Below are 21,427 nucleotides of genomic sequence, written 5' to 3' on the forward strand. Positions count from 1 at the left end.
GGGACGCAGGATTTTGTTCATAATTAACGCGATGATAACCATCTGGAGCTAGACGCGACCGGCAATTGCTGGAGACGTGCGTGCCCATCCCGGTCAAAAGTCTGATCATCAGCTGGCGAACCATCGCGCTCTCGCTGCTGCTCAGCGTGATCGTCGGCTTTTCGGCGATCGGTGAGCCGGTGGACCGCGTGATCGAGGCCGCAATCGGGCGCGCCGCGTGGCGCCCCGTATCGGGCGACACCGTCATCGTCGGCGTCGACGACAAGACTCTGCAGTCATTGCAGGATCAGGAATTCTCGGTCGCGAACCATGCGCGGCTCATCCGGGCCGTCGACGACGCCGGTGCGAAACGCCTGTTCATCGACTTTTCCTATTATCGCCGCCTGACGCATCCCGACTATTCCAAGGTCGCGGCCGCCGTTCGCCGGATGGACGACCGGGTCGTTCTGGCCGTGCCGGCTGCAAAAATGACCGGATCCGACGTAAAAGTCAGCTATTGGCCGTCGCAGGCGATGGGCGACCGGGCCGTGCGGGCCTGCATCTGCTGGGAATATGAATTCTGGCAGGTCTGGCGCGTTCCCCTTGCGGTCATCGCCGACGGCCGCCATCTGCCGAGCTTCGCGGCGTTGCTCGCGGATCGCCCGCTGGACAAGCCCGGGCTGTTCCTGCTCGATTTTTCCTACGATACCTCGACCATCACCGAATATAGCGCGATCGACGTGTTGAACGGCCGCGTGGGGCGCCAGCAGCTCGCCGGTAAATATGTCATTTTTGCTCCCACCAACGCCTCCTCATCGGATCAGCACTTCCTGCCCGGGCACGAAAAACTGCCGGGAGCTTACATCCATCTGATCGCCGGCGAAGCGCTGAAGCGTGGCAATCCCGTCAACATCGGATTTTTCCCGGGCCTTGCCCTCACCTTTGCAATCCTGCTTGGCGCCCTCGCGGTCCGGCGCGGCCGGTGGTTCGCTTGGGCGGCGTTTGTGACGACGTCCGCGCTGATCGCTGCCAAGATATTCCTCGGCCTCTCGCTCGTCTCGACCCAGATCGGCGCTGCGTGCTTCCTTATCGCCGCGCTTAGCGCAAACGTCTCGCGTACCCGCCGCCGCGCGTCGGCACAGCGCGAAAACCCCGTCTCGGGCCTGCCCAATTTCGAGGCGCTGCGCTCGCAGGCCGCTTTCGGCAGCGCCACCGTCGTCGCCGCCAAGGTCGTCAATTTCGAAGATCTCGCCGCCTTCATCCCGGGCGACGGGATCGGCAAGCTCGTCGAACAGGTCACGCGCCGCCTCCAGCTCGCGTCGCAGGGCACGACGCTCCATCACGATCTCGACGGCACCTTCGCCTGGCTCGTCCCCTATTATCAGCACAGCCAGATCGAGGGGCAGCTCGCGGGCCTTGCCGCGCTGTTCAACGCACCGCTCACGATTGGCGAATTGCGCGTCGACGTCGCGATCGCCTTCGGGGTCAACGACGAGTTTGAGGGATCGAACGCGCAGCGCCTCGCCGCCGCGCTCGTCGCCGCCGAACGCGCGATCCGCACGCGCTCGCTGTGGACCAAATATACGTCGCGTCAGAAAGAGGATGCCGGCTGGCAGCTCAGCTTCCACTCGCAGCTCGAGGACGCACTCACCGGCGGCGACATCTGGGTCGCCTTCCAGCCGCAATTTGAAATCGCGACGAACCGGCTCGTCGGCGTCGAGGCGCTCGCGCGCTGGACGCATCCGACGCGCGGCCCGATCCCGCCCGACGAATTCATCGTGCAGGCCGAAAAGAGCCAGGACATCTATCGCCTCACCCTGTTCGTGATGGATCAGGCGATCCGTTCGGCGGCGCAGCTTCGCGAGCGCGGCATCCATATCAACATGTCGGTTAACCTGTCGGCGAGCCTGCTCGACCACAGCGACCTCGTCGGCACGATCCGCGTGATGCTCACCGCGCACCATTTGCCGCCCGAAATATTGACGGTCGAAATCACAGAAACGGCGCAGATCGAAAACAGCCGCCAGGCGCGCCATACACTCGCGCAGCTTCGCCGCACCGGCATCCGCCTGTCGATCGACGATTATGGTACCGGTCAGTCAAACCTCGAATATCTCACCGAGATCGAAGCCGACGAAATCAAGATCGACAAGCGATTCGTCATGACCATGCGCGATTCGCAGCGGAACCTCGAAGTCGTCAAATCGACGATCGATCTTGCGCACCGTCTCGGGGCCGTCGCGGTCGCTGAAGGCATCGAAGATGCCGAAACCGTGACGCTGCTCGCCAATCTCGGCTGCGATGTCGGTCAAGGCTATCATCTTGGAAAACCTCAACTGTTTTCCGAACTGACCGCGACGCTAAGCGCCTCCCCCCAGAACCGCACAGCATAACTGCCAAAATGGCGGTAATCATGTTGGTTAAGACTCGATTTACCATATCGATTAAGGTATATGCTCCGTTAACTGTTCGTCGTGGGCAGTGCCAACAGGAGATCTGACATGGGTTGGTTCTGGAGATTTCTCGGCGGCGGCGGCACCGGTAACGGTGGCGGCGAAGCGTAAGCCAGAAACGAGATAAAAAAGGGTCCCGGACATTTCCGGGGCCCTTTTTCTTTGCCCGGAACACGCGCGCGACCGTGCGCTGAATACGACCCGATCGATGCATTTCCTGCGGCGCGAGCGGCATGCCCGCTGCCCCGCTTGTCCGGGCTCGCGGCCGCAAAAAAATTTGCCCTTTCGGACGGCCGGCACCGATCCGCGCGCAAAGCCGCGGAATGCCTTGCCCTCACCGCCCGGCACGTCCATCAGCGTCGACGAGACGAATCAAATTATCGACGAGTTGAGTCCCCGTTCTGTCATTTACCGTCTTGCATCGTCGCGCCGACGTGGCACTATAGGTGGTGGGTCAACCACGGGGGCACCCCAATAAATTGTATCAGGCTGCAAGTGGCGGATTTCCGTCGTCCATCCCATATGGACACGGGAAAACCCTTCATGCGGCCAAAATAAGTGCCCACGGGACAGGTTTAGATGCTAGGATCGGGGCTTCGCCCTGAGTCGAACAAGACAGGAACAAAGCGCACCGGGTGCGCGTTCAAATCGGGGGCGAGTAAGATGGATTTTCGGGAAACGGAACGGGTGGAGACGAGCGACGTGGCGACGATGGAACTGGCAAAGAATGACGCTCCGGCAGCGCCCGAATCGACCGGCGAATCGCTTGCCGATGCGGCGCCCGCGGCCAAGCTCAACGACAGCAGCGAGCCCAAGGTCCACGCGCGTCGATTCGACATCGTGACCGATCGCAGCCGCGACGCGCTGCTCACCGACTTCGGCAAGGAAACGCTCGAGGACCGCTATCTCCTGCCCGGCGAATCATATCAGGATCTCTTCGCGCGCGTGGCCGACGCCTATGCCGACGATCAGGATCACGCCCAGCGCCTGTACGACTATATCTCGAAGCTGTGGTTCATGCCCGCGACCCCCGTCCTCTCGAACGGCGGCACCGGCCGCGGCCTGCCGATCAGCTGCTATCTGAACTCGGTCGACGACAGCCTTGAGGGGATCGTCGGCACGTGGAACGAGAATGTCTGGCTCGCCAGCCGCGGCGGCGGCATCGGCACCTATTGGGGCGCGGTGCGTGGCATCGGCGAACCCGTCGGCCTCAACGGCAAGACCAGCGGCATCATTCCCTTCGTCCGCGTGATGGACAGCCTGACCCTCGCGATCAGCCAGGGCTCGCTCCGCCGCGGTTCGGCCGCCTGCTATCTCGACATCTCGCACCCCGAGATCGAGGAGTTTCTGGAGGTCCGCAAACCCTCGGGCGACTTCAACCGCAAGGCGCTGAACCTCCACCACGGCGTCCTCATCACCGACGAGTTCATGGAAGCCGTCCGCGACGGCGCCGAATTCAACCTCCGCAGCCCGAAGGACCAGAGCGTCCGCGGCACCGTCGACGCGCGCGGCCTGTTCCAGAAGCTCGTCGAAACGCGCCTCGCAACGGGCGAGCCCTACATCATCTTCATCGACCAGGTGAACCGCATGATGCCCAAGCATCATCGCGACCTGGGGCTCAAGGTCACCACCTCGAACCTCTGCTCGGAAATCACGCTGCCGACCGGCCGCGACCATCTGGGTCAGGATCGTACCGCGGTCTGCTGCCTCTCGTCGCTCAACCTCGAAACCTGGGACGAGTGGAACGGCGACAAGCGTTTCATCGAAGACGTGATGCGCATGCTCGACAATGTCCTTCAGGACTATATCGACCGCGCCCCGCCCGAAATGGCGCGCGCCAAATATAGCGCCAGCCGCGAACGCTCGGTCGGCCTTGGCGTCATGGGCTTCCACAGCTTCCTGCAGGCGCGCGGCCTGCCGTTCGAGGGCGCGATGGCGAAATCGTCGAACCTGCGCGTCTTCAAGCATATCCGCGCGCAGGTCGATCAGGCGTCGATGCTGCTCGCGAACGAGCGCGGCCCCTGCCCCGACGCCGCCGATCAGGGCGTGATGGAACGTTTCAGCTGCAAGATGGCGATCGCGCCGACCGCGTCGATCAGCATCATCTGCGGCGGCACCAGCGCGTGCATCGAACCGATCCCCGCGAACATCTACACCCACAAGACGCTCTCGGGCAGCTTCTCGATCCGCAACCCGCACCTCGAGGCGCTCCTCGTCGACAAGGCGAAGAACAGCGACGCGGTGTGGAACTCGATCCTCGAACGCGGCGGCAGCGTCCAGCACCTCGACTTCCTGACGCAGGACGAGAAGGACTGCTACAAGACCAGCTTCGAGATCGACCAGCGCTGGCTGCTCGAACTCTCGGCCGACCGCACGCCCTATATCGATCAGGCGCAGTCGCTGAACCTGTTCATCCCCGCCGACGTCGAGAAATGGGATCTGCTCATGCTCCACTATCGCGCGTGGGAACTCGGCATCAAATCGCTCTATTATCTCCGCTCGAAATCGGTGCAGCGCGCCGGCTTCGCGGGCGGGGTCGAGGCCGACAACACGCCCGAGGCCGCAAAGTTCGAACTCTCGGCCGAGAGCACCGATTACGACGAGTGCCTCGCCTGCCAGTGACGCTCCCGCCGCGTGAACCCCGGCGAAAGCCGGGGCCCAGCGCGCGGTAACGCAACATAGAATGGGCCCCCGGCTTTCGCCGGGGAGCACAACAAAAGATCAGACCCGAGGATAGCCGCTATGCCGTTGTTAGAAGCCCGCAAGACCTACAAGCCCTTCGAATATCCGTGGGCCTATGATTTCTGGAAACGCCAGCAGCAGATCCACTGGGTTCCCGAGGAAGTGCCGCTGGGCGAGGATTGCCGCGACTGGGCGCAAAAGATCAGCGATCATGAGCGCAACCTGCTCACGCAGATTTTCCGCTTCTTCACCCAGGCCGATATCGAGGTGCAGGATTGCTACCACGACAAATATGGCCGCGTGTTCAAGCCGACCGAGATCAAGATGATGCTGACCGCGTTCAGCAACATGGAGACGGTGCATATTGCGGCGTACAGCCACCTGCTCGACACCATCGGCATGCCCGAGAGCGAATATGGCATGTTCCTCGAATATGACGAGATGCGCGCCAAGCACGACTATATGCAGCAGTTCGGCGTCGAGAATGACGAGGATATCGCCCGCACGCTGGCGATGTTCGGCGGCTTTACCGAGGGGCTTCAGCTCTTCGCCAGCTTTGCGATGCTGATGAACTTCCCGCGCTTCAACAAGATGAAGGGCATGGGCCAGATCGTCAGCTGGTCGATCCGCGACGAAAGCCTCCACTGCGAAGGCATCATCAAGCTGTTCCACGCCTTTACCAAGGAACGCGACTGCCTGACCAAGGCGGTGAAGGAAGACATTATCGACACGTGCCAGAAAACGGTGCGGCTCGAGGATGCGTTCATCGACCTCGCGTTCGAACAGGGCCCCGTCCCCGGCATGACGCCGAAGGAGATCAAGCGCTACATCCGCTACATCGCCGACTGGCGCCTTGGGCAGCTTGGGTTCCAGCCGATCTATATGATCGACGAACACCCGCTCCCCTGGCTCGCCCCGCTGCTGAACGGCGTCGAGCACGCCAACTTCTTCGAAACCCGCGCGACGGAATATTCGAAGGGCGCGACGCGCGGCGACTGGAACACCGTGTGGTCCAGCTTCGACAACCGCAAAAAGGCGAAAGCCAACGACGACACCGGCGCCCTCGAAGCCGACGCCGACGGCGAAGACATGTTCGCCAAGGCCGGCATCGCCGCCGAATAAGCCATCAGCCCCTCCCCAGACGGGAGGAGCCCTATTTGCGAACCCCGGCGCAAGCCGGGGCCCACCGACCAAAGAGCCAAGCCCGCGAGCAAACGCAGGCCAACAAGACGTCAGAGGCCAAAATGACCGACAAGCAAAAACAGAAACTGCTAATCCTCAGCCAGCCGCAACGCGCGACCCTCGAAGGCCTCTCGAACCGCCGCCCCCAACTCCCCACCGACCCGATCCGCGACGAACTCGTCGCGCTGGGCCTGGTCGTGAAACAGGGCGCGAAATGGGCGCTGACCCAGACGGGCAAGAAGGTGCTGGCGGCGAGTTCGAACCGGCGCAACTCGGGCGGGTTTTCGGTTTGATGAAAGTATCGAAAGATTGCCTATTTATGCTAGAAGCTCCCAACGAATAGGGGCTTCTTCTGAGACACGATGGAAATCCACGGATATTGGACTTGGGATCAGAACAAGAATGCCGTTAATCTCGGCAAGCACGGTCTTTCTTTCGAGACAGCAACCTTAGTGTTTACAGACACCCTAGCGCTAACAACTATCGATCCATATGAACATGAAGAGCGCTATCGGACGATCGGCGTCGTTGGGCATCTGACCATAGTTGTGATACACACCGAACCCGTGGATTCCAGCGATGCCTTCATACCCGGCCGCATTATAAGCGCGAGGAAGGCGACGCGTATCGAGCGCCTCGACTACGAAAATGGATAAAAAGGCCCTTCCCGAACATATTCAACGAGAGCTGGACTTTGCGTCCTCAATCTCGGACGATCAGATCGACCTGAGTGACATTCCTCAGACAAGCTTTAGAGGTGGGGACCGCGGAAGGTTTCTACCCTATTCGCTCATGCGTAGCGCATATGATGTACGGTCAATCGCTAACTGGTTCATCGACAAGGCAGGCCAAAAGAAAACCTCGATTTCCAACATGTCTTTGAATAAGCTCGTATATTTTACTTATGAGCAGGCGATTTTACTTTTGGGGCGCATCCTTACAGAGGCTCGCCCTCAAGCTTGGCAACACGGCCCAGTATTTCGAGAAATTTATCATCCCAACAAGGGGAATGCCTCGGAAACCGTCTCAAAGCGCATTCAAAAATTCGACCCCAAAACTCGTAAGCTTGCAGATTGTGAGGATAATTTTCCCCTTGAAGTGATAGAGCTTTTAGAACAGATTTGGAACAAATTTGGCTCTAAGAGCGGATCAGACCTTAGAAATATTTCTCATGATGTTGACGGAGCCTGGAAGCATTCGAGAGATCAAGGAAATCGCGGTAACGCAACACTTGAAATAACCCCTGCAACAATCCTTACATCAGCGCCGAGGCGCCTACGAAATGGATATAATTCAGCAAAAAATTGATCGCCTTCTTTCGCCGCGATCAGTGATTAACTGGACAAGTATAAATTTCCCGAGATCTGATGACACGGAGGAGGCGATTTGGAAAATTGCCAATCTTCTAAATTTGCCATCATTGAACTCAATCTATGCGCGATGCTCGCGCCTAGCATATCGCCAATCCACGATCGAAGAAGAAATGGAGAAAATAAGAAGAAGTAAATCTTCATACATACAGACAATGGGGTCAGAAATACTTCCTGCATTCCAAGAATTTTTGTCCACAAGACAAATTGATGCGATCCCGGACCTCCACGAATTTACAGACTATATACACATATATATTGGGGACGATATCCCTGACTTTCCGATAAGAATAAGGCCTTCATTCATCGCGATAGAAGATGGAAAACTTACCCCATATTTCCTCATAGGTTGGTCAGATCTTTCTCTTAGCCCTTACCAAAAACAACTTCTCTCGACCGTCATTTGCAATTCCATTTTAACTCATCAAGATTTCATTGGCTCCGATGCAATGATTGTCGTTATGCCGCGTATGGAATATTCGAATGACAGAGATGTTCGATGGTGGAAAGCTCGCTCCTACGCGTCGCTAACCGATGACCAATTCGCAGATCAGGCGTCTCGATTTCAGCGAGGCTTAGTCAATACGATACATAGATTGAGGAGATCTTAGTGGAATTACGGTGACAGCTTACTGAACCCCAAATTGCCCTGAGCAGCATGGATCCCGGATCAAGTCCGGCATGACGATGAGGGAAGGACTAACCTCTTACGTCTGCACCCCAAATCCTATTTCGCACACCCCACCCAAAAAACCCCTGTCCTACATTCTCCCGCCATGCTCCAAACTGGCAGATGAGCCACATCGCCCCCATCCCCTCGCCCGGCGCCATCCCCGCCCAGACCCCCACCCCTACCCCCACGGCCGCCGCCCCCGCGCTCGACGCGCACGGCCACGACCCCGCCGTTTACGACTGGATCCCGGTGCTGAAAAAGCGCCGCCACGATGGCTGGTCGCCCGACAAGCAGCGCGCCTTTATCGAGGCGCTGGCCGACTGCGGCTCGGTCGCCTGTGCCGCGCGCGCCGTCAATATGTCCGAATCCTCCGCCTATCGCCTGCGCCGCGCGCCGGGGGCGGAGGCGTTCGATCGCGCTTGGGGCGCGGCGATCGATGCGGCGTCAAAGAAATTGCTCGACGCCGCCTTTGAACGCGCGCTGGTCGGCACCGACGAGCCGGTGTTCAACCGCGAAGGCAACCGCGTCGGCCGCCGACTGCGCCAGAGCGACCGCTTGCTGATGTTCCTGCTGCGCGCCTATGGCCCCGATTGTTTCCGCAGCAACGCCGCCGGCCAAGCCGCCCCCACCGCGCCCCCGGTCGCCGAAGCGCTGGTCCATCTTCACCCCGAACCGCCCGCCGCGCCTGCCGCCCTGATGGCGCCCGAGGATCTCGCCGTGGCGCTGGAGGTGGCCGATCTGGGGGAGGGCGAGTTGCCGCACTGGTATCGCGACGGCCCGGCCGAAGCGGTCCCGGTGTCGCGAGCGATGCCGGCACCCGATACCCACACCCTTGACGATGAGGCTGAACTTTACTGAACTTTGGCGCCGCCGGAACGACCCCGCCCCCTCAATGCACCGTAACCGCCTCCAACCGGCCGCCCGCCCGCGCCACCGCGAACATCACACCGTCGCGCACCACCTCGGGCGGGCCTTCCAGCATATAGAGCTTCACCAGCTCGCGCGTGACCTCGCTGTCGTCGTCGACGACCAGCCGCAGCGACTCCAGCCCCAGATTGCCGCGCGCCACCACCACATCGCGGACCAGCGCGAGCGGCCACTGGGCGCTGCCGCCGCGATAGAGCGTCACCCCGTCATGGCGCAGATAATCGCCGCGCCGCCGCCACATGCCGATGATATAGGCCCACACCGCCAGCACCGCCGCGATGGCAAGCAGCAGCAGCGGCTGCCCGAATATCATGGCCCGCAGCGCATCGATCGGATCGCCGGCCCAATCGAGCCGCACCGCGAGCACGCCGAGCAGCACCGCGCAGGCAAACTGCCATCCCACCAGCGGCGCCGCGCGCAGCCGGGCCACCACCACCATCTTCCGGTCCATATCAGTCATCGCCGCCCAGATAGGCATCGCGGCCGCGCCGCGCCAGTCCGTGGTTTCGGCGGGCGCAACCTTCCCGTCCGGCATCCGTACTGACCAGGGGCAAGTCCGCCCCTCCCCGGAGCCGATGACATCGAACCCAGAACCCTGGTCGCCTACGCCCTGCTCGCCCTGCTCCTCGCGGCGCTGGTCGCCGGCATATTCTATCTGCGCCACAATAGGTACGACCGAAAAATCGAGCGCCAGCGCGAGCGCGAACGCCGCCAACGCGAGGAGCGCAACGATAGCACCTGACGCGCGGCGTCATGCGTGCAAGTCGCCGCGTGCCGCGCCCATCATGGTGCGCCGGCGTGAAATGGGACCGAGCGCCCCTTTCCTACATCGCCGCCGCTTGACACGCCACAGCGCCGCGCGCACCCAGAACCGAGGAGGGTCGCCATATGATGTCGCGTCATCGCACCGTCGCCGCGGCGCTCGCCGCGCTCGCTTTCGCCGGGCTCGCGTCGCCCGCCGCATCGACGTCGCTGGCCGCCATTCCTCCCCACAAGCCTGCACGCACATGCGGCATCGTCGCGGGCCTGTTCGACCGGCTCGCGGCCGCCGATCGCGGTGAATTCACCAGGCTGCTATCCGGCATGCAGGTGACGACCGATGCGCTGGGCCGGGTGCAGCCGAACGAATGGGATGCGCTGCTCGCGGGGCTGCGCACCCATAATGGCAAGCCCGACAAGGCGCCGATGCGCTTGATCGCGCTCCGCCGGATCGACGATCGCAACGAGGAAACCGTCGCCCTTTATGTCGCGCGGGTCGAACGCGAACGCTGGGAGCTAGAACGTTATGCCGGTACCGACGGCATGCTGATGCCGGTCTATAACCCCGACCCGCATTATGAAACGGCCCACCACACATGGCTGGTCGGTTTTCGCGGCAACAATGTCGTCAGCCTGCGCGAGGCTGACGAGCTTTATGTGCTGGGCTTCGACAAGGCGACCGACTGCCGCGGCGCCATCGATCCCGACGCACCCGGGGCGATTGCCGCTCCCGGAAAGGATTAACCGGGCCCCGGGCGCGGCAAGCCGGTGCCGCGCTCGCCCGATCGCTGCTATACTGGCCCGCGAAAGGAGAAAGCCAATGCAGGCCGTAACCGAAGGCGACCGCCGCAAGGAGGTTCGCGTCCTCCTTGAACAAATTCAGGCGCATCCCGAGCGCGACTGGACCGCAGCGCGCCAGCGCCTTGCCACGCTCAACAAATTGATCGCCGGGCCGCCCGGAAAACCGTCGCGCCAACAGCCGCATTAACCGCTCGCCGCGCGCCCGCGACGGTCCGTCGCAACCCGCCCGCCGCGATGCAACAATCGGACATTGCACAGGTTTCTTGCGTCGAAGGCATCGGCGCCGCCCCTACCCCCCCCCCGCGGGGCGGACGCCGATGCCGGACCACCGGTCCCAAGACGGAGACAGACATGCGCAAGGCATTCGCCCTTCTGACGGTCGCACCCGCTCTCATCGCTTTCCCCGCGTTCGCCCAGCTCGCGCCCGACGGCAGCGCCAACGTTAATCTGGTCGGCAAGGTCGGGTTGAAAGGCGGCGCGGTTCAGGACCCGGTCGATGGCGTAACCAATCCCGTCGGCAATACCGTCGGCAAAGTCGATGGCGCGGTGGGTAAGGCGGTCGACGCCGCGAACCTCACCCTTGCGACGCGCGAACAGGTGCGCGCGGGCGCCGAGCTTTACGACACCGGCGGCAACAGCCTTGGCACGGTACAGAGCGTCGAGGGCGACACCGCGGTCGTGGTGCGCGCCGGCAAGCTCTATAATGTGCCGATCGCCCAGATTTATCATGGCGCGGTGGGCGCGACCCATGGCCTCGTCACCAAATTGTCCACCGCCGAAATTCAGGCGCGCACCACAGCAGCGATCGAATCGCGCTGATGGACGGAAAGGAATAGGAACAAGCCGCGGCGACCCCTTGCAAGAGGGACGTGGCCGCGCTGGGGGGAGCCGGGTGCACTCGGCTCCCCGCCTTGGGCCTCAAGACACCGCATCGCGAGCGCGATCGGGGAGGGAGCCGGGATGCCGGCTCCCTTTCGTTTTTCGGGGACGGCGCCGCGCATATGAAAATGGGCGCATATGAAAATGGCCCGCCCCAGGGGAAGGGGACGGGCCAGTTTCGGTGCCGGCGCGCCCGATTGCGGCGCCGGCCCTCTGTTGTTCGGGAAGGCTATTCGGCCTCTTCGAACAGGTCGACCGCGTTCGCGGCGTTTGCCGACAGGCGCACAGTGTCGCCCTCGACCGCCGCGACCAGTCCGGCGGGCAGATAATGATGCTTGCCGTCGCCGCTGTCAGCTTTGGTCAGCTTGATACGCTCGCCGTCGAGATGATCGACGGTACCGATGTGGACGCCGTCGGCGCCTACGACATTCAGGCCTTCCTTGATCGCGCTATGGTCATGCTCTGCCATGGTCAGTCTCCTTGTCGCTCCGGAGGGGGGAGCCGTGCCATCATACGCATGGAAATCGAGTCGGCTCCATATACCAAGATAGGGTGACCCAAAGTCGCGCCCGCTTCCCAATCAGCGTCCGCATCGCTACCTTTCGGCCATGCGCCCCCTCTCCCTGTTCGCCGCCGTCGCGCTTCTTGCCGCGCCGCTCCCCGCCCTCGCCTGTTCGGTCGCGCCGGGCTACAGCGTCCCGACCAACCTCGAACTGGTCGAGGATGCCGATCTCATCCTGCTCGGCACCGTCACCGACGGCGATTTCGCGCCCGACAGCACCGAAGAACAAATGATCGAGGTCGAACCCGTCGCTGCGCTCAAGGGCGCCATGCCAAGCGCGCCGATCGCCCTTCCCGCGATGATCGCCACCGACGCGGACGTCCAGCTCAGCAATCCCTACGACCTCAGGGACGCGCATCCGCAAAGCCTGGCCGGCGCCTGCGTCCGTTATGTCTTCCCGCGCGGATCGCGCATACTCTTCTTTCTCGATCGGCAGGACGGCATGTGGCATCCCGCCGGCGGCGCATTCAGCCGTTGGGCCGAAGATGTGCTGACCGACGACGCACCGTGGCTGCAGGCGGTTCGCTTCTATATCGAAGTGGCACGGCTGCCCGAAGAAGACCGCGTCGCCGCGCTGGCGGCACGGCGCGACGAACTCGGCGCGCTTGCCGACGATCCGGTCGCGCAGCTGATCGCCGCCGACATCGACCGCCAACTCGCCGGGCCGAACGCGCCGCTGAAGGGCTCGATCGAACTCCTTCCAGCAGACGACGGCACGATCGAGGAAGCAGCAGACGCAGCCGAGGCGGCGGCCGAAGAGGTCGGAGACGCCATCCCGAACGATTAACATCAGGGGCGCCGCCTTGCCTCCCAAGGCCGCGCCAGCCCCTCATCGATCAGCACCGAGCGGACGCTCGTCCGGTCGCGCGCGACGATGCGCCGACAATCAGGGCGCGCCACGCGGCTCGTCATCGTCGATCCCGCCGGGACCAAGCTCATCATCTTCGTCGTCGTCGCTGCGCTCGCCGCGATAGGCATCCATATCGATCACGCCCGACCGCTCCATCTGCCGCATATGGTCGACCAGGTCCTGCGCGTCGTCGCTCTCGTCGCCGCTGCGTTTCTTCTCGCTATCCTGCAAGCGGGCTTCGCGCCGCGCCGCTTCCGCAACGCTCTGCGCCTGCGCTTCTTCGTCGTCCTGCTCGCGGTTGCGTGCCTCCGGGGCATCTGCCGCGGGTTTGTGGGGATCGTCAGCCATGACCTGCTCCTTGACGGGGGAGGCCTGAAAACGCGCCGCCGCGCCGCGGGGTTCCTCAGGCGGCGGCCGCCAATATCTTCGTCTCGATCACGCGGATAAAAACATCGGGGTCTTGGGCGCCGGGAATCAGCATTCGCCCGCCCAGAATGAAGGCCGGCACGCCGGTGATATTCTGGTCGGCCCAATAGGCTTCCTCGGTGCGCACCATCTCGCCGAACTCGCCCGATGCAAGGATCGCGGCCGCACGCGCGGGGTCCAGCCCCACCGACGCCGCGACATCGGCCAGCACCGCATGGTCGCTAACGTCGCGATTGTCCGTGAAGTGCGCGGCGAATAACGCTAGCTTCAATGCGGTTTGCACGCCCGTCGCACCATCCTGTTCAGGCTCCTCGAGTGCCCCCGCCCAAGTCAGCAGACGATGCGCGTCGAAACTATTGCGCATCCGAAAACCCGGCCCGCGATTGAAAGTGAAGCCCAAGTCGGCGGCAACCCCGGCCATCTTGCCGCTGTTCGCGCGGCTCTGCTCGGCGCTGATGCCATATTTGCGCATGACATGCGCGGAGGCATCCTCGCCTTCGGGCGGCATGTCCGGGTTCAGCTCGAACGGATGCCACTGAACTCGAAAATCGAGCCGCCCCGCAAAATGATCCATCACATTCCGGAATTTCAGCCAGCCGATGATGCACCAAGGGCACATCACGTCGGACACGATGTCGACACTGAGGCGCGGCACGCGCGGTTCGGTCAAAACTCTTCTCCTGCCGGCGCGCGCCGCGGCGCTCAATCGGAACGGCGGTCCTTGCCCGTCCGCCGGTCGCCCTTGCGACGATCCGGTCCATTATAATTCGGGTCGTCGGTTGTTCGGCGATCTCCCGACCGCCGCTCTGGACTTGCCCTTTTATCGTCATCGCTTGCCATACGCTTCCTCCCCACCACAAAGGAAAACAGAAGCGACCCGGGGCGCAGTAACTCACAAATTGGTTAAAAACACAAGCAACGCCGGAAATCCGCCGATTGTGGCAGCCTGTGTTCATGGGTGGGGGCCGCCTCAGCCCCACTCCACTTTCGTCATCCCGGGCTTGATCCGGGATCCCGCTTTTTCGAGGATCTGGGCCTCCACGCAAATAGCGGCCCCCCCCGGATCACGTCCGGGGTGACGAGGATGGATAAGATGACCCCCGCCCGAATGCAGCCGTTGCGGCTTTAATGTGCCATATCATTCGCAACCGGCTCGCTTGCCACCGGTCGCGACAGCACCCACCAGCTGCCAATCATCAACAGCACCGTCAGCGCTTCGATGATCATCGCCTGCACGATCCCCGAATTCACCTGATCGCCACTCGCGACGCCGAACAGCCTGCCCGCAAGCGCGGTCCCGTAAAGCGCGGCGGGTACCAGCAGTGCGCGCAGCCAGCCCGGCACCAGCGCGCCGACGGCGGCCGCTCCGGCGGCGACGAGGAAAAAGGCGGACAAGTCGGCGCGGATCGTATTGGTCGCGGGCCCCTCAACCAATATGCCGAAGGTCTCGCTATAGCTCGCAGGGTCGAACAGCCCGCGTGCGCCGACGATGACAAAGAACAGCGCCCACAGCAGAACGGCGCCGCGCAAGACCCAATTGACCATCACTCTTCTCCCTGTTTGCCGGCAGGCTGCGGCATCGGGGCAAAAAGTGCAATCTATTCCGGGCTAAAGTCCGCAGCGAACGTCGCGTCGATCCAGCCACCGCCAAGCACGCGCGAGTTATCGGCGATATCGTACAGCACCGCCGCTTGTCCTGGCGCAACACCATATTCGGGTGCAGCAAAGACCAACCGGTCACCCGCCACGCGTGCGGGAACGGGCTTTGCCATGCTCCTTACCTTCGCAAGCACATCGCGCCCTTCGATCGCTGCGAGCCAGTTCGCTTCACCCAGCCGTGCCCCCGAAACCGCGAGTGCGCGCCGCGGCCCGACGACCACCGTTTTCGTATCGGCCTCCAGGCGCACCACATATAATGGCTCGGCCTGTCCGCCGATCTCGATCCCCCGTCGCTGTCCGACGGTATAATGAATCAAGCCCTTGTGCGTGCCGAGTACCGTGCCGTCGATATGGACGATGTCGCCCCGATCGTCGGCTTCGGGCCGCAGCTTCTTCACCAGCGTCGCATAATCGCCATCGGGAACGAAGCAGATATCCTGACTGTCAGGCTTGCCCGCGACACCAAGCCCGAGGTCGCGGGCGATCTCGCGCACAACGCTCTTTTCGAGCCCTCCCAAGGGAAAGCGCAGGAAGTCGAGTTGGTCCTGCGTCGTCGCGAAGAGAAAATAGCTTTGGTCGCGCGCCGGATCGACCGCGCGGTGCAGTTCGGCACCTGTAGGCCCCATCACACGGCGCACATAATGGCCCGTCGCCAGACAGTCAGCGCCGAGTTCCTTCGCGAGACGGAACAGATCGGTGAACTTCACCCCCATGTTGCAGCGCACGCAGGGAATCGGCGTACGCCCCGCCAGATATTCGTCGGCGAACTGGTCAATAACCGTATCGCGGAATCGGCTTTCATGGTCATAGACATGATGCGCGAAGCCCAGCCGGTCGGCGACCGCGCGCGCGTCCCGGATATCCTGCCCCGCGCAGCAGGCACCGACGCGCTTCGCCTTGGCACCATGATCATAGAGCTGGAGCGTCACGCCGATGACCTCGGCGCCCGATCGCGCGGCGAGCGCGGCGACCACACTCGAATCGACGCCGCCCGACATTGCGACGACGATTCGCCGGTCCTTCATGGGCTCGGCGAGCTGAAAGTCGGCCCCGGCGAGCGCGGCAGGAGAGGAAATCGTGTCGATCATGATCGGTGCCATCTAGGGATGCGAATGCAAAAATGCCAGCTTTTCCGCCGTAGCTGTCAAGATATTGACGCCGGTTAAGCTTCGCTAACGGGTTCTGAAACAGCCATTTACTGGACCTTAGCTCCTATCGCGTAGACGAGTCGCATGAACCTCGTACCGTCCGATCTTCCACGCATTGCAGGTGCGGCCAGACTGTCGAAGCCCGGCTTCGACATCTTGCTGGCTGTGTCCAGCGCGCGTCAGGCTGCGTTGCCGACCGTGCGACAGTTGCGGGAGTTGGCGCACCGCGAGCGCCACAATGCGAAGCTTAACGCGTTGCGCGATACATTCTGCGGAACGCGCTCTTCAACGGAACAAAAAGCGCCGCGTATCGTTCGCTTCCTCGATTTGTCCGACGATGTGAACGCCCTGCCCGAAACTATGAACAGCCTGTTTACCAGAGGATTTCAGCCGATGTTGAATCCCTCTGTTTTAGAGCCGAACGCGTCGGACACACCCCCCTCCGACGTTTCAAATATGGAATGACTATGATCGAGAATCAGAAAATCCGGCCCGCACAGGTTATCGGCCCCCTCGGGGAACCGCTGACGTTGGACTCGTTGCCTCCCCCGTCGACGACCCGCTGGGTCGTTCGCCGCAAGGCAGAGGTCGTAGCGGCCGTCAACGGCGGGCTCCTGTCCGTCGACGAAGCGTGCGAACGCTATGGGCTGACCCTCGAGGAATTTGCCGGATGGCAGCGGTCGATCGACCGCAGCGGCATGCCCGGACTGCGCGTCACGCGCATCCAGCACTACCGCGACCTGTATGAACGCCAACAGCGCTTCTAAGGCCGCGAGACCGGACCAGGCACGAGAGAGGGCGCTTCAGGCGCCCTCTTTTTTTGGGTACCGGCTGGACAGGCATGTCCTGCGGCCGCTACCGGCGCCCCATGGGTATCACCGCAACGATCATGAACACCGCCACCGGCCAGCCGATCCAGAAGATGAGCTTTGGCCGAATGCCCAAACCCTGGGCCAGCTTCAATCTAGCGACTGGCGAACTCGTGACCGCCGAGCGGATCGACGTCACCCCGCCCGCGCCCGGCAAGTTCGCCGCGACGGTGCAGGTCTGGGTCAAGGTCAAGCCGCCTGCCTGACGCAGATCGCCTTGGTAAAAAAAGAAAAACGGCGCGATTTCAGTGCCATGACGATTTCATTGCAACCCTGACGTTCATCCCGCGTTAAGCCCCCGAGTCAACTTTGGGAGTCACTCGATATGCGTAAGATGTTCATCACCCTCGCCGCCACTTCGGCCCTCGCGCTCGGCGCCTGCCAGAGCCCCGCCGCCGACAAGGTCGAGGATCAGGCCGAAGCCAAGGCCGACGTGATCGACGAACAGGCCGATGCCATGCCGGAAGGCCCGGCAAAGGAAGCAACCGAAGCGAAGGCCGACGCCGTCGAAGCAGCCGGCGAAGAAAAGGCCAATGCAATGGACGACAAGGGCGAGATCGCTCCGTCGGAAACCGGCGCCACACCGCCGGCCGACCCCGCCAAGAAGTAAGGGCTGCCTCCCCTAAAGGGCAGGGTGAAGGGCGCCGGTCGTTTCCGGCGCCCTTTATCGTGCGCGCAATATTTTGCGCCCCTGTGATTACGATCACCGCGCCGCCCGGCGATCAGGGTTAATGCGGAATTCGGGACGGGAACGGCGCTTTTAGCGACAGTCTCCACGAACCACCCTCCCGCCGCCCCCAGCGACCCAAGGCGGCGGGAGGGACTAGTCCGCCTGGCCCAGCCCGTCGGCCGCTACCGCGCGCAGCACATCCTGCACGCCCGGCGCATCACTATCGGCACGCAACGAAGCGATCCCTGCCGCAACATCGAGCTTATACTCGGCGACCCCCGCCGACTCGCCCGCCCACACCGCACCCAGCGATTTGACCAACCGCCGCGCTGCCGCATTTTCGGACAGCATATGCACGTCAAGCACGTCCAACCCCTCGACATGGCAATGGACGAGCAGCGCCGCAGTCATCATCCGCGCCAGTCCCAGCCCGTGAAATTCGTCGAGCACCGCGACGGAAAATTCCCCGACCGGCCCGTCATGCCGGTGGCGCACCGCGTGCACGGCGCCGATCGGCGGCCGGCCGGGACATTCGATACAGATCGCGCCCCACGCGATATGGTCGTGCCCGTCGACGTCGGCGAGTTTCTGCACCACCGCGTCGGGCAGCACCGGCGCGGGCGAGAAAAAGCGCAGATAGCGCGATTCCGCCGACAGCTTGGCGATCCCTTCACGAATCAGCGGCGCATCGTCGGGAGTGATCGTGCGCAGGCGCACCGCCGTGCCGTCGTTGAGCGCGCAATGCACGACGATGTCCTCGATCCGCATCCGCGCCCTTGCCTCTCTGTCCGTTCCGGTCATCGCGGCCTCCTGCGACGGCACGATAGGCAAGTGCCCGCCTGCCCGCAATCCGTGCGCGCTCACTCTCGCAGCGGCCATTAACCCTAAGCATTTTCACCGCGGCCGATGGGTGAAATGTTGAAAGCGAACCGCCCTTAACTTTGGTAAATGTTGCTTCCAGAAGTCGGAAAGGTTGCACGTTCTGTGATCCATGCTCACCCGGATAACAGCACTCCCTATGAGTTGCTCGGCGACCGCCTCTCGCGGCTGCGTCAGGCTCGGGGATATAGCAAGACCGACGTCGCCGGCCGCCTTGGCGTTACCGTCACCTCGATCTGCTATTGGGAGCAGGGCCGCTCGCGCCCCAGGCTCGCACGGCTAGAGGCGCTCGCCGACCTTCTTGGCACCTCGCCGACCGAGCTGCTGAGCCGCGACAGCACGCCCGGCGGCGATCATCTCTCCGACCTCGTTGCCCGCATGCGCACCGAAATCGCCCACGCCGCGGGCACGACCCCGTCGAAGGTGCGCATCACGATCGAGATGTAGCCGCCCGCACGCACGCCCCCTCCCCCTTCGTCACCCCGCTCCTGACCGGGGTGGCGTTGGGTGCTCATTCTGCGGATCAGGCGTCGTCGCCCATCCGTAGCGCCGCAATGAAGGCTTCCTGCGGAATGTTCACATTGCCATATTCGCGCATCCGCTTTTTGCCCTCTTTCTGCTTTTCGAGGAGCTTCTTCTTGCGGGTCGCGTCGCCGCCATAGCATTTCGCGGTCACGTCCTTGCGCAGCGCGGCGATGGTTTCGCGGGCGATCACTTTCCCGCCGATCGCGGCCTGGATCGGGATTTTGAACATGTGGCGCGGGATCAGATCCTTCAGCCGCTCGCACATGCCGCGGCCGCGGGTTTCGGCCGATCCGCGATGCACGATCATGCTCAGCGCGTCGACCGGTTCGTTGTTGACGAGGATGCTCATCTTGACGAGGTCGCCGGGGCGGTGGCCGATCTGGTGATAGTCGAACGACGCATAGCCGCGGCTGATGCTCTTCAGCCGGTCATAGAAATCGAACACGACCTCGTTGAGCGGCAGTTCATAGGTGATCTGGGCGCGGCCGCCGACATAAGTCAGGTTCTTCTGCACCCCGCGGCGGTCCTGGCACAGCTTCAGGATCGGGCCGAGATAGTCGTCCGGCACGTAAATCACCGCCTCGATCCACGGTTCCTCGATCTCGTCGATGCGGTTCGGGTCGGGCATGTCGGCGGGGTTGTGGAGTTCGATCTCCTTCGCCGCCTCATTCTTCGTATGGCCGAGCTTCAGCTTGTACACCACCGACGGCGCGGTGGTGATCAGGTCGAGGTCATATTCGCGCGTCAACCGCTCCTGGATGATCTCGAGGTGAAGGAGGCCCAGGAAGCCGCACCGGAAACCGAAGCCGAGCGCGGCCGAGCTTTCCATCTCGAACGAGAAGCTCGCGTCGTTGAGGCGGAGCTTCTGGATGCTCTCGCGCAATTTCTCGAAATCGTTCGCGTCGGTCGGAAACAGGCCGCAGAAGACGACCGGCTGGACTTCCTTGAACCCCGGCAGCGGCGCCGCGGCGGGTTTCTTGGCGTCGGTCACGGTGTCGCCGACGCGCGCCTGCGCGACGTCCTTGATCTGCGCGGTGATGAACCCGATCTCGCCCGGGCCGATTTCCGTCAGTTCCTCGCGCTTTGGCGTGAAACAGCCGACGCGATCGATCAGGTGACTCGTGCCCGCCTGCATGAACTTGATTTGCTGGCCTTTTTTAAGGATGCCATCGACGACGCGGACAAGGATGACGACGCCCAGATAGGGGTCGTACCAACTGTCGACAAGCATCGCGAGCAGCGGCGCCGCAGCGTCGCCCTTCGGCGGCGGGATCTTGGTCACGATCGCCTCGAGGCATTCCTCGATACCGATCCCCGACTTCGCCGAGGCGAGCACGGCGTCGTCGGCGGGCAGGCCGATGATGTCCTCGATCTCGGCCTTCACCTTGTCGACGTCGGCCGCGGGCAAGTCGATCTTGTTGATCACCGGCACGATCTCATGGTCGTGCTCGATCGACTGATACACATTCGCGAGTGTCTGCGCCTCGACCCCCTGCGCCGCGTCGACGACAAGCAACGCTCCCTCGCACGCCGCGAGCGACCGCGACACTTCATAGGCGAAGTCGACGTGGCCGGGCGTGTCCATGAGGTTGAGCTCATAGGTCTCGCCGTCGTGCGCCTTATATTTCAGGCGCACCGTCTGCGCCTTGATCGTGATCCCGCGCTCTTTCTCGATGTCCATATTATCAAGGACCTGCGCCGACATCTCGCGCGCGGTCAGCCCCCCGGTAAACTGGATCAACCGGTCGGCGAGCGTGGATTTCCCGTGATCGATGTGCGCGATGATCGAAAAATTGCGGATATGGGACAAGGGCGTGGTCATGCGCGGCGCGTTAGCAGGCGAAAGCCCCGCTGTCAGTAGGGAGTGGCGTCGATTGCCGGAGTCCCGGCCTAACTTGTCAGACTTGTCACTTCCCCAGATCGGAAATCAACGGGTTAGCGAAGCACGCTGGAGCAAAGGTCGCGAAGGTTCCCTACGGCGCCGACAGGCGAAAGGTCGCAAAGATCGCACGCGAGCGCGATGTTTCGCGCAGCGGCGGTGCAGCAGATTTCGAAGATTCAAAGAGCCGGACATGAAGCTGACATGGCGAAATAAAGTAGGAAAGGGATTTTGTGGCTCGGCGACATGGCCAGG

Annotated in this window: 24 protein-coding genes; 16 read left to right on the top strand and 8 right to left on the bottom strand. The window is 62.6% G+C overall.

The features are described 5' to 3' along the window. Nucleotides 1–80 precede the first annotated feature (80 nt). The 7 genes from KEC45_RS14895 (at nucleotide 81) to KEC45_RS14925 (ending at nucleotide 9,197) form a co-directional block, all read left to right on the top strand. Nucleotides 81–2,372, top strand: coding sequence for an EAL domain-containing protein (locus KEC45_RS14895; protein WP_252171126.1), 2,292 nt, complete (start codon nucleotides 81–83; stop codon nucleotides 2,370–2,372). A gap of 723 nt (nucleotides 2,373–3,095) precedes the next feature. Further along, nucleotides 3,096–5,054, top strand: coding sequence for a ribonucleoside-diphosphate reductase subunit alpha (locus KEC45_RS14900; protein ID WP_083435643.1), 1,959 nt, complete (start codon nucleotides 3,096–3,098; stop codon nucleotides 5,052–5,054). Between the two features lie 120 nt (nucleotides 5,055–5,174). Next, nucleotides 5,175–6,236, top strand: a complete 1,062-nt coding sequence (locus tag KEC45_RS14905; RefSeq protein WP_062177276.1) for a ribonucleotide-diphosphate reductase subunit beta — start codon at nucleotides 5,175–5,177, stop codon at nucleotides 6,234–6,236. Between the two features lie 122 nt (nucleotides 6,237–6,358). Beyond that, entirely contained in the window at nucleotides 6,359–6,589 is a 231-nt protein-coding gene (locus KEC45_RS14910; protein ID WP_062177273.1) for a hypothetical protein, read from the top strand. Between the two features lie 69 nt (nucleotides 6,590–6,658). Then, entirely contained in the window at nucleotides 6,659–6,952 is a 294-nt protein-coding gene (locus KEC45_RS14915; protein WP_062177270.1) for a BrnT family toxin, read from the top strand. Continuing rightward, the gene (locus tag KEC45_RS14920) at nucleotides 6,945–7,604 is read left to right on the top strand and encodes a Panacea domain-containing protein (RefSeq protein WP_252171127.1); all 660 of its coding nucleotides are present in this window, start codon (nucleotides 6,945–6,947) and stop codon (nucleotides 7,602–7,604) included. Before KEC45_RS14915 ends, KEC45_RS14920 begins: the two co-directional genes overlap by 8 nt. Nucleotides 7,605–8,459: 855 nt before the next feature. After that, a complete protein-coding gene (locus KEC45_RS14925) occupies nucleotides 8,460–9,197 on the top strand; it encodes a hypothetical protein (RefSeq protein WP_062177264.1) in 738 nt (245 codons plus the stop codon). A 31-nt stretch (nucleotides 9,198–9,228) separates the two neighbouring features. Here the strand turns inward: KEC45_RS14925 and KEC45_RS14930 are convergent, their stop codons facing one another. Next, nucleotides 9,229–9,981, bottom strand: a complete 753-nt coding sequence (locus tag KEC45_RS14930; protein ID WP_062177262.1) for a hypothetical protein — start codon at nucleotides 9,979–9,981, stop codon at nucleotides 9,229–9,231. Between the two features lie 173 nt (nucleotides 9,982–10,154). Here KEC45_RS14930 and KEC45_RS14935 point away from each other — a divergent pair, with 173 nt between their 5' ends. The 3 genes from KEC45_RS14935 (at nucleotide 10,155) to KEC45_RS14945 (ending at nucleotide 11,645) form a co-directional block, all read left to right on the top strand. Then, nucleotides 10,155–10,769, top strand: coding sequence for a hypothetical protein (locus KEC45_RS14935; RefSeq protein ID WP_152682273.1), 615 nt, complete (start codon nucleotides 10,155–10,157; stop codon nucleotides 10,767–10,769). 76 nt (nucleotides 10,770–10,845) lie between these two features. Next, a complete protein-coding gene (locus KEC45_RS14940) occupies nucleotides 10,846–11,013 on the top strand; it encodes a hypothetical protein (protein WP_193749087.1) in 168 nt (55 codons plus the stop codon). Nucleotides 11,014–11,177: 164 nt separating this feature from the next. Then, entirely contained in the window at nucleotides 11,178–11,645 is a 468-nt protein-coding gene (locus KEC45_RS14945; RefSeq protein ID WP_062177257.1) for a hypothetical protein, read from the top strand. A gap of 289 nt (nucleotides 11,646–11,934) precedes the next feature. Here the strand turns inward: KEC45_RS14945 and KEC45_RS14950 are convergent, their stop codons facing one another. Then, on the bottom strand, nucleotides 11,935–12,174 hold the full coding sequence (locus tag KEC45_RS14950; protein ID WP_056368769.1) for a DUF2171 domain-containing protein: 240 nt from the start codon (nucleotides 12,172–12,174) through the stop codon (nucleotides 11,935–11,937). A 139-nt stretch (nucleotides 12,175–12,313) separates the two neighbouring features. Here KEC45_RS14950 and KEC45_RS14955 point away from each other — a divergent pair, with 139 nt between their 5' ends. Beyond that, entirely contained in the window at nucleotides 12,314–13,054 is a 741-nt protein-coding gene (locus KEC45_RS14955; RefSeq protein ID WP_062177254.1) for a hypothetical protein, read from the top strand. A 99-nt stretch (nucleotides 13,055–13,153) separates the two neighbouring features. Here KEC45_RS14955 and KEC45_RS14960 read toward each other — a convergent pair whose 3' ends face one another. The 4 genes from KEC45_RS14960 to mnmA all read right to left on the bottom strand — a co-directional run bounded on the left by KEC45_RS14960 (nucleotide 13,154) and on the right by mnmA (nucleotide 16,302). Further along, on the bottom strand, nucleotides 13,154–13,465 hold the full coding sequence (locus tag KEC45_RS14960; protein ID WP_062177251.1) for a hypothetical protein: 312 nt from the start codon (nucleotides 13,463–13,465) through the stop codon (nucleotides 13,154–13,156). 55 nt (nucleotides 13,466–13,520) lie between these two features. Next, nucleotides 13,521–14,213 (bottom strand): DsbA family oxidoreductase, encoded by a 693-nt coding sequence (locus KEC45_RS14965; protein WP_083435641.1) that lies wholly within the window; start codon nucleotides 14,211–14,213, stop codon nucleotides 13,521–13,523. A gap of 455 nt (nucleotides 14,214–14,668) precedes the next feature. Further along, on the bottom strand, nucleotides 14,669–15,088 hold the full coding sequence (locus KEC45_RS14970) for a hypothetical protein (RefSeq protein ID WP_062177248.1): 420 nt from the start codon (nucleotides 15,086–15,088) through the stop codon (nucleotides 14,669–14,671). A gap of 53 nt (nucleotides 15,089–15,141) precedes the next feature. After that, the gene (mnmA, locus tag KEC45_RS14975; RefSeq protein ID WP_252171128.1) at nucleotides 15,142–16,302 is read right to left on the bottom strand and encodes a tRNA 2-thiouridine(34) synthase MnmA; all 1,161 of its coding nucleotides are present in this window, start codon (nucleotides 16,300–16,302) and stop codon (nucleotides 15,142–15,144) included. A 132-nt stretch (nucleotides 16,303–16,434) separates the two neighbouring features. Between mnmA and KEC45_RS14980 the strand changes: the two genes are divergently transcribed. The 4 genes from KEC45_RS14980 to KEC45_RS14995 all read left to right on the top strand — a co-directional run bounded on the left by KEC45_RS14980 (nucleotide 16,435) and on the right by KEC45_RS14995 (nucleotide 17,829). Beyond that, nucleotides 16,435–16,815, top strand: a complete 381-nt coding sequence (locus KEC45_RS14980; protein WP_062177245.1) for a hypothetical protein — start codon at nucleotides 16,435–16,437, stop codon at nucleotides 16,813–16,815. A gap of 2 nt (nucleotides 16,816–16,817) precedes the next feature. Then, complete coding sequence (locus tag KEC45_RS14985) at nucleotides 16,818–17,117, top strand: DUF1153 domain-containing protein (protein WP_037518529.1); 300 nt, start codon at nucleotides 16,818–16,820, stop codon at nucleotides 17,115–17,117. A gap of 101 nt (nucleotides 17,118–17,218) precedes the next feature. Beyond that, complete coding sequence (locus tag KEC45_RS14990) at nucleotides 17,219–17,425, top strand: hypothetical protein (protein WP_083435639.1); 207 nt, start codon at nucleotides 17,219–17,221, stop codon at nucleotides 17,423–17,425. A gap of 119 nt (nucleotides 17,426–17,544) precedes the next feature. Beyond that, entirely contained in the window at nucleotides 17,545–17,829 is a 285-nt protein-coding gene (locus KEC45_RS14995; RefSeq protein WP_062177243.1) for a hypothetical protein, read from the top strand. Nucleotides 17,830–18,042: 213 nt separating this feature from the next. Here the strand turns inward: KEC45_RS14995 and KEC45_RS15000 are convergent, their stop codons facing one another. Next, nucleotides 18,043–18,690: a GNAT family N-acetyltransferase gene (locus KEC45_RS15000; protein WP_062183438.1), complete on the bottom strand. Its 648-nt coding sequence runs from the start codon at nucleotides 18,688–18,690 to the stop codon at nucleotides 18,043–18,045. Between the two features lie 183 nt (nucleotides 18,691–18,873). Here KEC45_RS15000 and KEC45_RS15005 point away from each other — a divergent pair, with 183 nt between their 5' ends. Then, nucleotides 18,874–19,215, top strand: coding sequence for a helix-turn-helix domain-containing protein (locus KEC45_RS15005; protein ID WP_193749086.1), 342 nt, complete (start codon nucleotides 18,874–18,876; stop codon nucleotides 19,213–19,215). Between the two features lie 76 nt (nucleotides 19,216–19,291). Here KEC45_RS15005 and lepA read toward each other — a convergent pair whose 3' ends face one another. Further along, nucleotides 19,292–21,115: a translation elongation factor 4 gene (lepA, locus tag KEC45_RS15010; RefSeq protein ID WP_062177237.1), complete on the bottom strand. Its 1,824-nt coding sequence runs from the start codon at nucleotides 21,113–21,115 to the stop codon at nucleotides 19,292–19,294. Nucleotides 21,116–21,427: the final 312 nt, after the last annotated feature.

It is taken from the genome of Sphingopyxis sp. USTB-05, assembly GCF_023822045.1.
GTDB lineage: Bacteria > Pseudomonadota > Alphaproteobacteria > Sphingomonadales > Sphingomonadaceae > Sphingopyxis.

Bases quoted from the DNA above. Each gene is read 5' to 3' on its own strand.
- KEC45_RS14995 (WP_062177243.1), top strand. From the start codon at position 17,545: ATGCGTAAGATGTTCATCACCCTCGCCGCCACTTCGGCCCTCGCGCTC.
- KEC45_RS14970 (WP_062177248.1), bottom strand. From the start codon at position 15,088: ATGGTCAATTGGGTCTTGCGCGGCGCCGTTCTGCTGTGGGCGCTGTTC.
- KEC45_RS14940 (WP_193749087.1), top strand. From the start codon at position 10,846: ATGCAGGCCGTAACCGAAGGCGACCGCCGCAAGGAGGTTCGCGTCCTC.
- KEC45_RS14900 (WP_083435643.1), top strand. From the start codon at position 3,096: ATGGATTTTCGGGAAACGGAACGGGTGGAGACGAGCGACGTGGCGACG.
- KEC45_RS14905 (WP_062177276.1), top strand. From the start codon at position 5,175: ATGCCGTTGTTAGAAGCCCGCAAGACCTACAAGCCCTTCGAATATCCG.
- KEC45_RS14985 (WP_037518529.1), top strand. From the start codon at position 16,818: ATGATCGAGAATCAGAAAATCCGGCCCGCACAGGTTATCGGCCCCCTC.
- KEC45_RS14925 (WP_062177264.1), top strand. From the start codon at position 8,460: ATGAGCCACATCGCCCCCATCCCCTCGCCCGGCGCCATCCCCGCCCAG.
- KEC45_RS15000 (WP_062183438.1), bottom strand. From the start codon at position 18,690: ATGACCGGAACGGACAGAGAGGCAAGGGCGCGGATGCGGATCGAGGAC.
- KEC45_RS14955 (WP_062177254.1), top strand. From the start codon at position 12,314: ATGCGCCCCCTCTCCCTGTTCGCCGCCGTCGCGCTTCTTGCCGCGCCG.
- KEC45_RS14915 (WP_062177270.1), top strand. From the start codon at position 6,659: ATGGAAATCCACGGATATTGGACTTGGGATCAGAACAAGAATGCCGTT.
- mnmA (WP_252171128.1), bottom strand. From the start codon at position 16,302: ATGGCACCGATCATGATCGACACGATTTCCTCTCCTGCCGCGCTCGCC.
- KEC45_RS14935 (WP_152682273.1), top strand. From the start codon at position 10,155: ATGATGTCGCGTCATCGCACCGTCGCCGCGGCGCTCGCCGCGCTCGCT.
- lepA (WP_062177237.1), bottom strand. From the start codon at position 21,115: ATGACCACGCCCTTGTCCCATATCCGCAATTTTTCGATCATCGCGCAC.
- KEC45_RS14950 (WP_056368769.1), bottom strand. From the start codon at position 12,174: ATGGCAGAGCATGACCATAGCGCGATCAAGGAAGGCCTGAATGTCGTA.
- KEC45_RS14960 (WP_062177251.1), bottom strand. From the start codon at position 13,465: ATGGCTGACGATCCCCACAAACCCGCGGCAGATGCCCCGGAGGCACGC.
- KEC45_RS14910 (WP_062177273.1), top strand. From the start codon at position 6,359: ATGACCGACAAGCAAAAACAGAAACTGCTAATCCTCAGCCAGCCGCAA.
- KEC45_RS14990 (WP_083435639.1), top strand. From the start codon at position 17,219: ATGGGTATCACCGCAACGATCATGAACACCGCCACCGGCCAGCCGATC.
- KEC45_RS14980 (WP_062177245.1), top strand. From the start codon at position 16,435: ATGAACCTCGTACCGTCCGATCTTCCACGCATTGCAGGTGCGGCCAGA.
- KEC45_RS14945 (WP_062177257.1), top strand. From the start codon at position 11,178: ATGCGCAAGGCATTCGCCCTTCTGACGGTCGCACCCGCTCTCATCGCT.
- KEC45_RS14920 (WP_252171127.1), top strand. From the start codon at position 6,945: ATGGATAAAAAGGCCCTTCCCGAACATATTCAACGAGAGCTGGACTTT.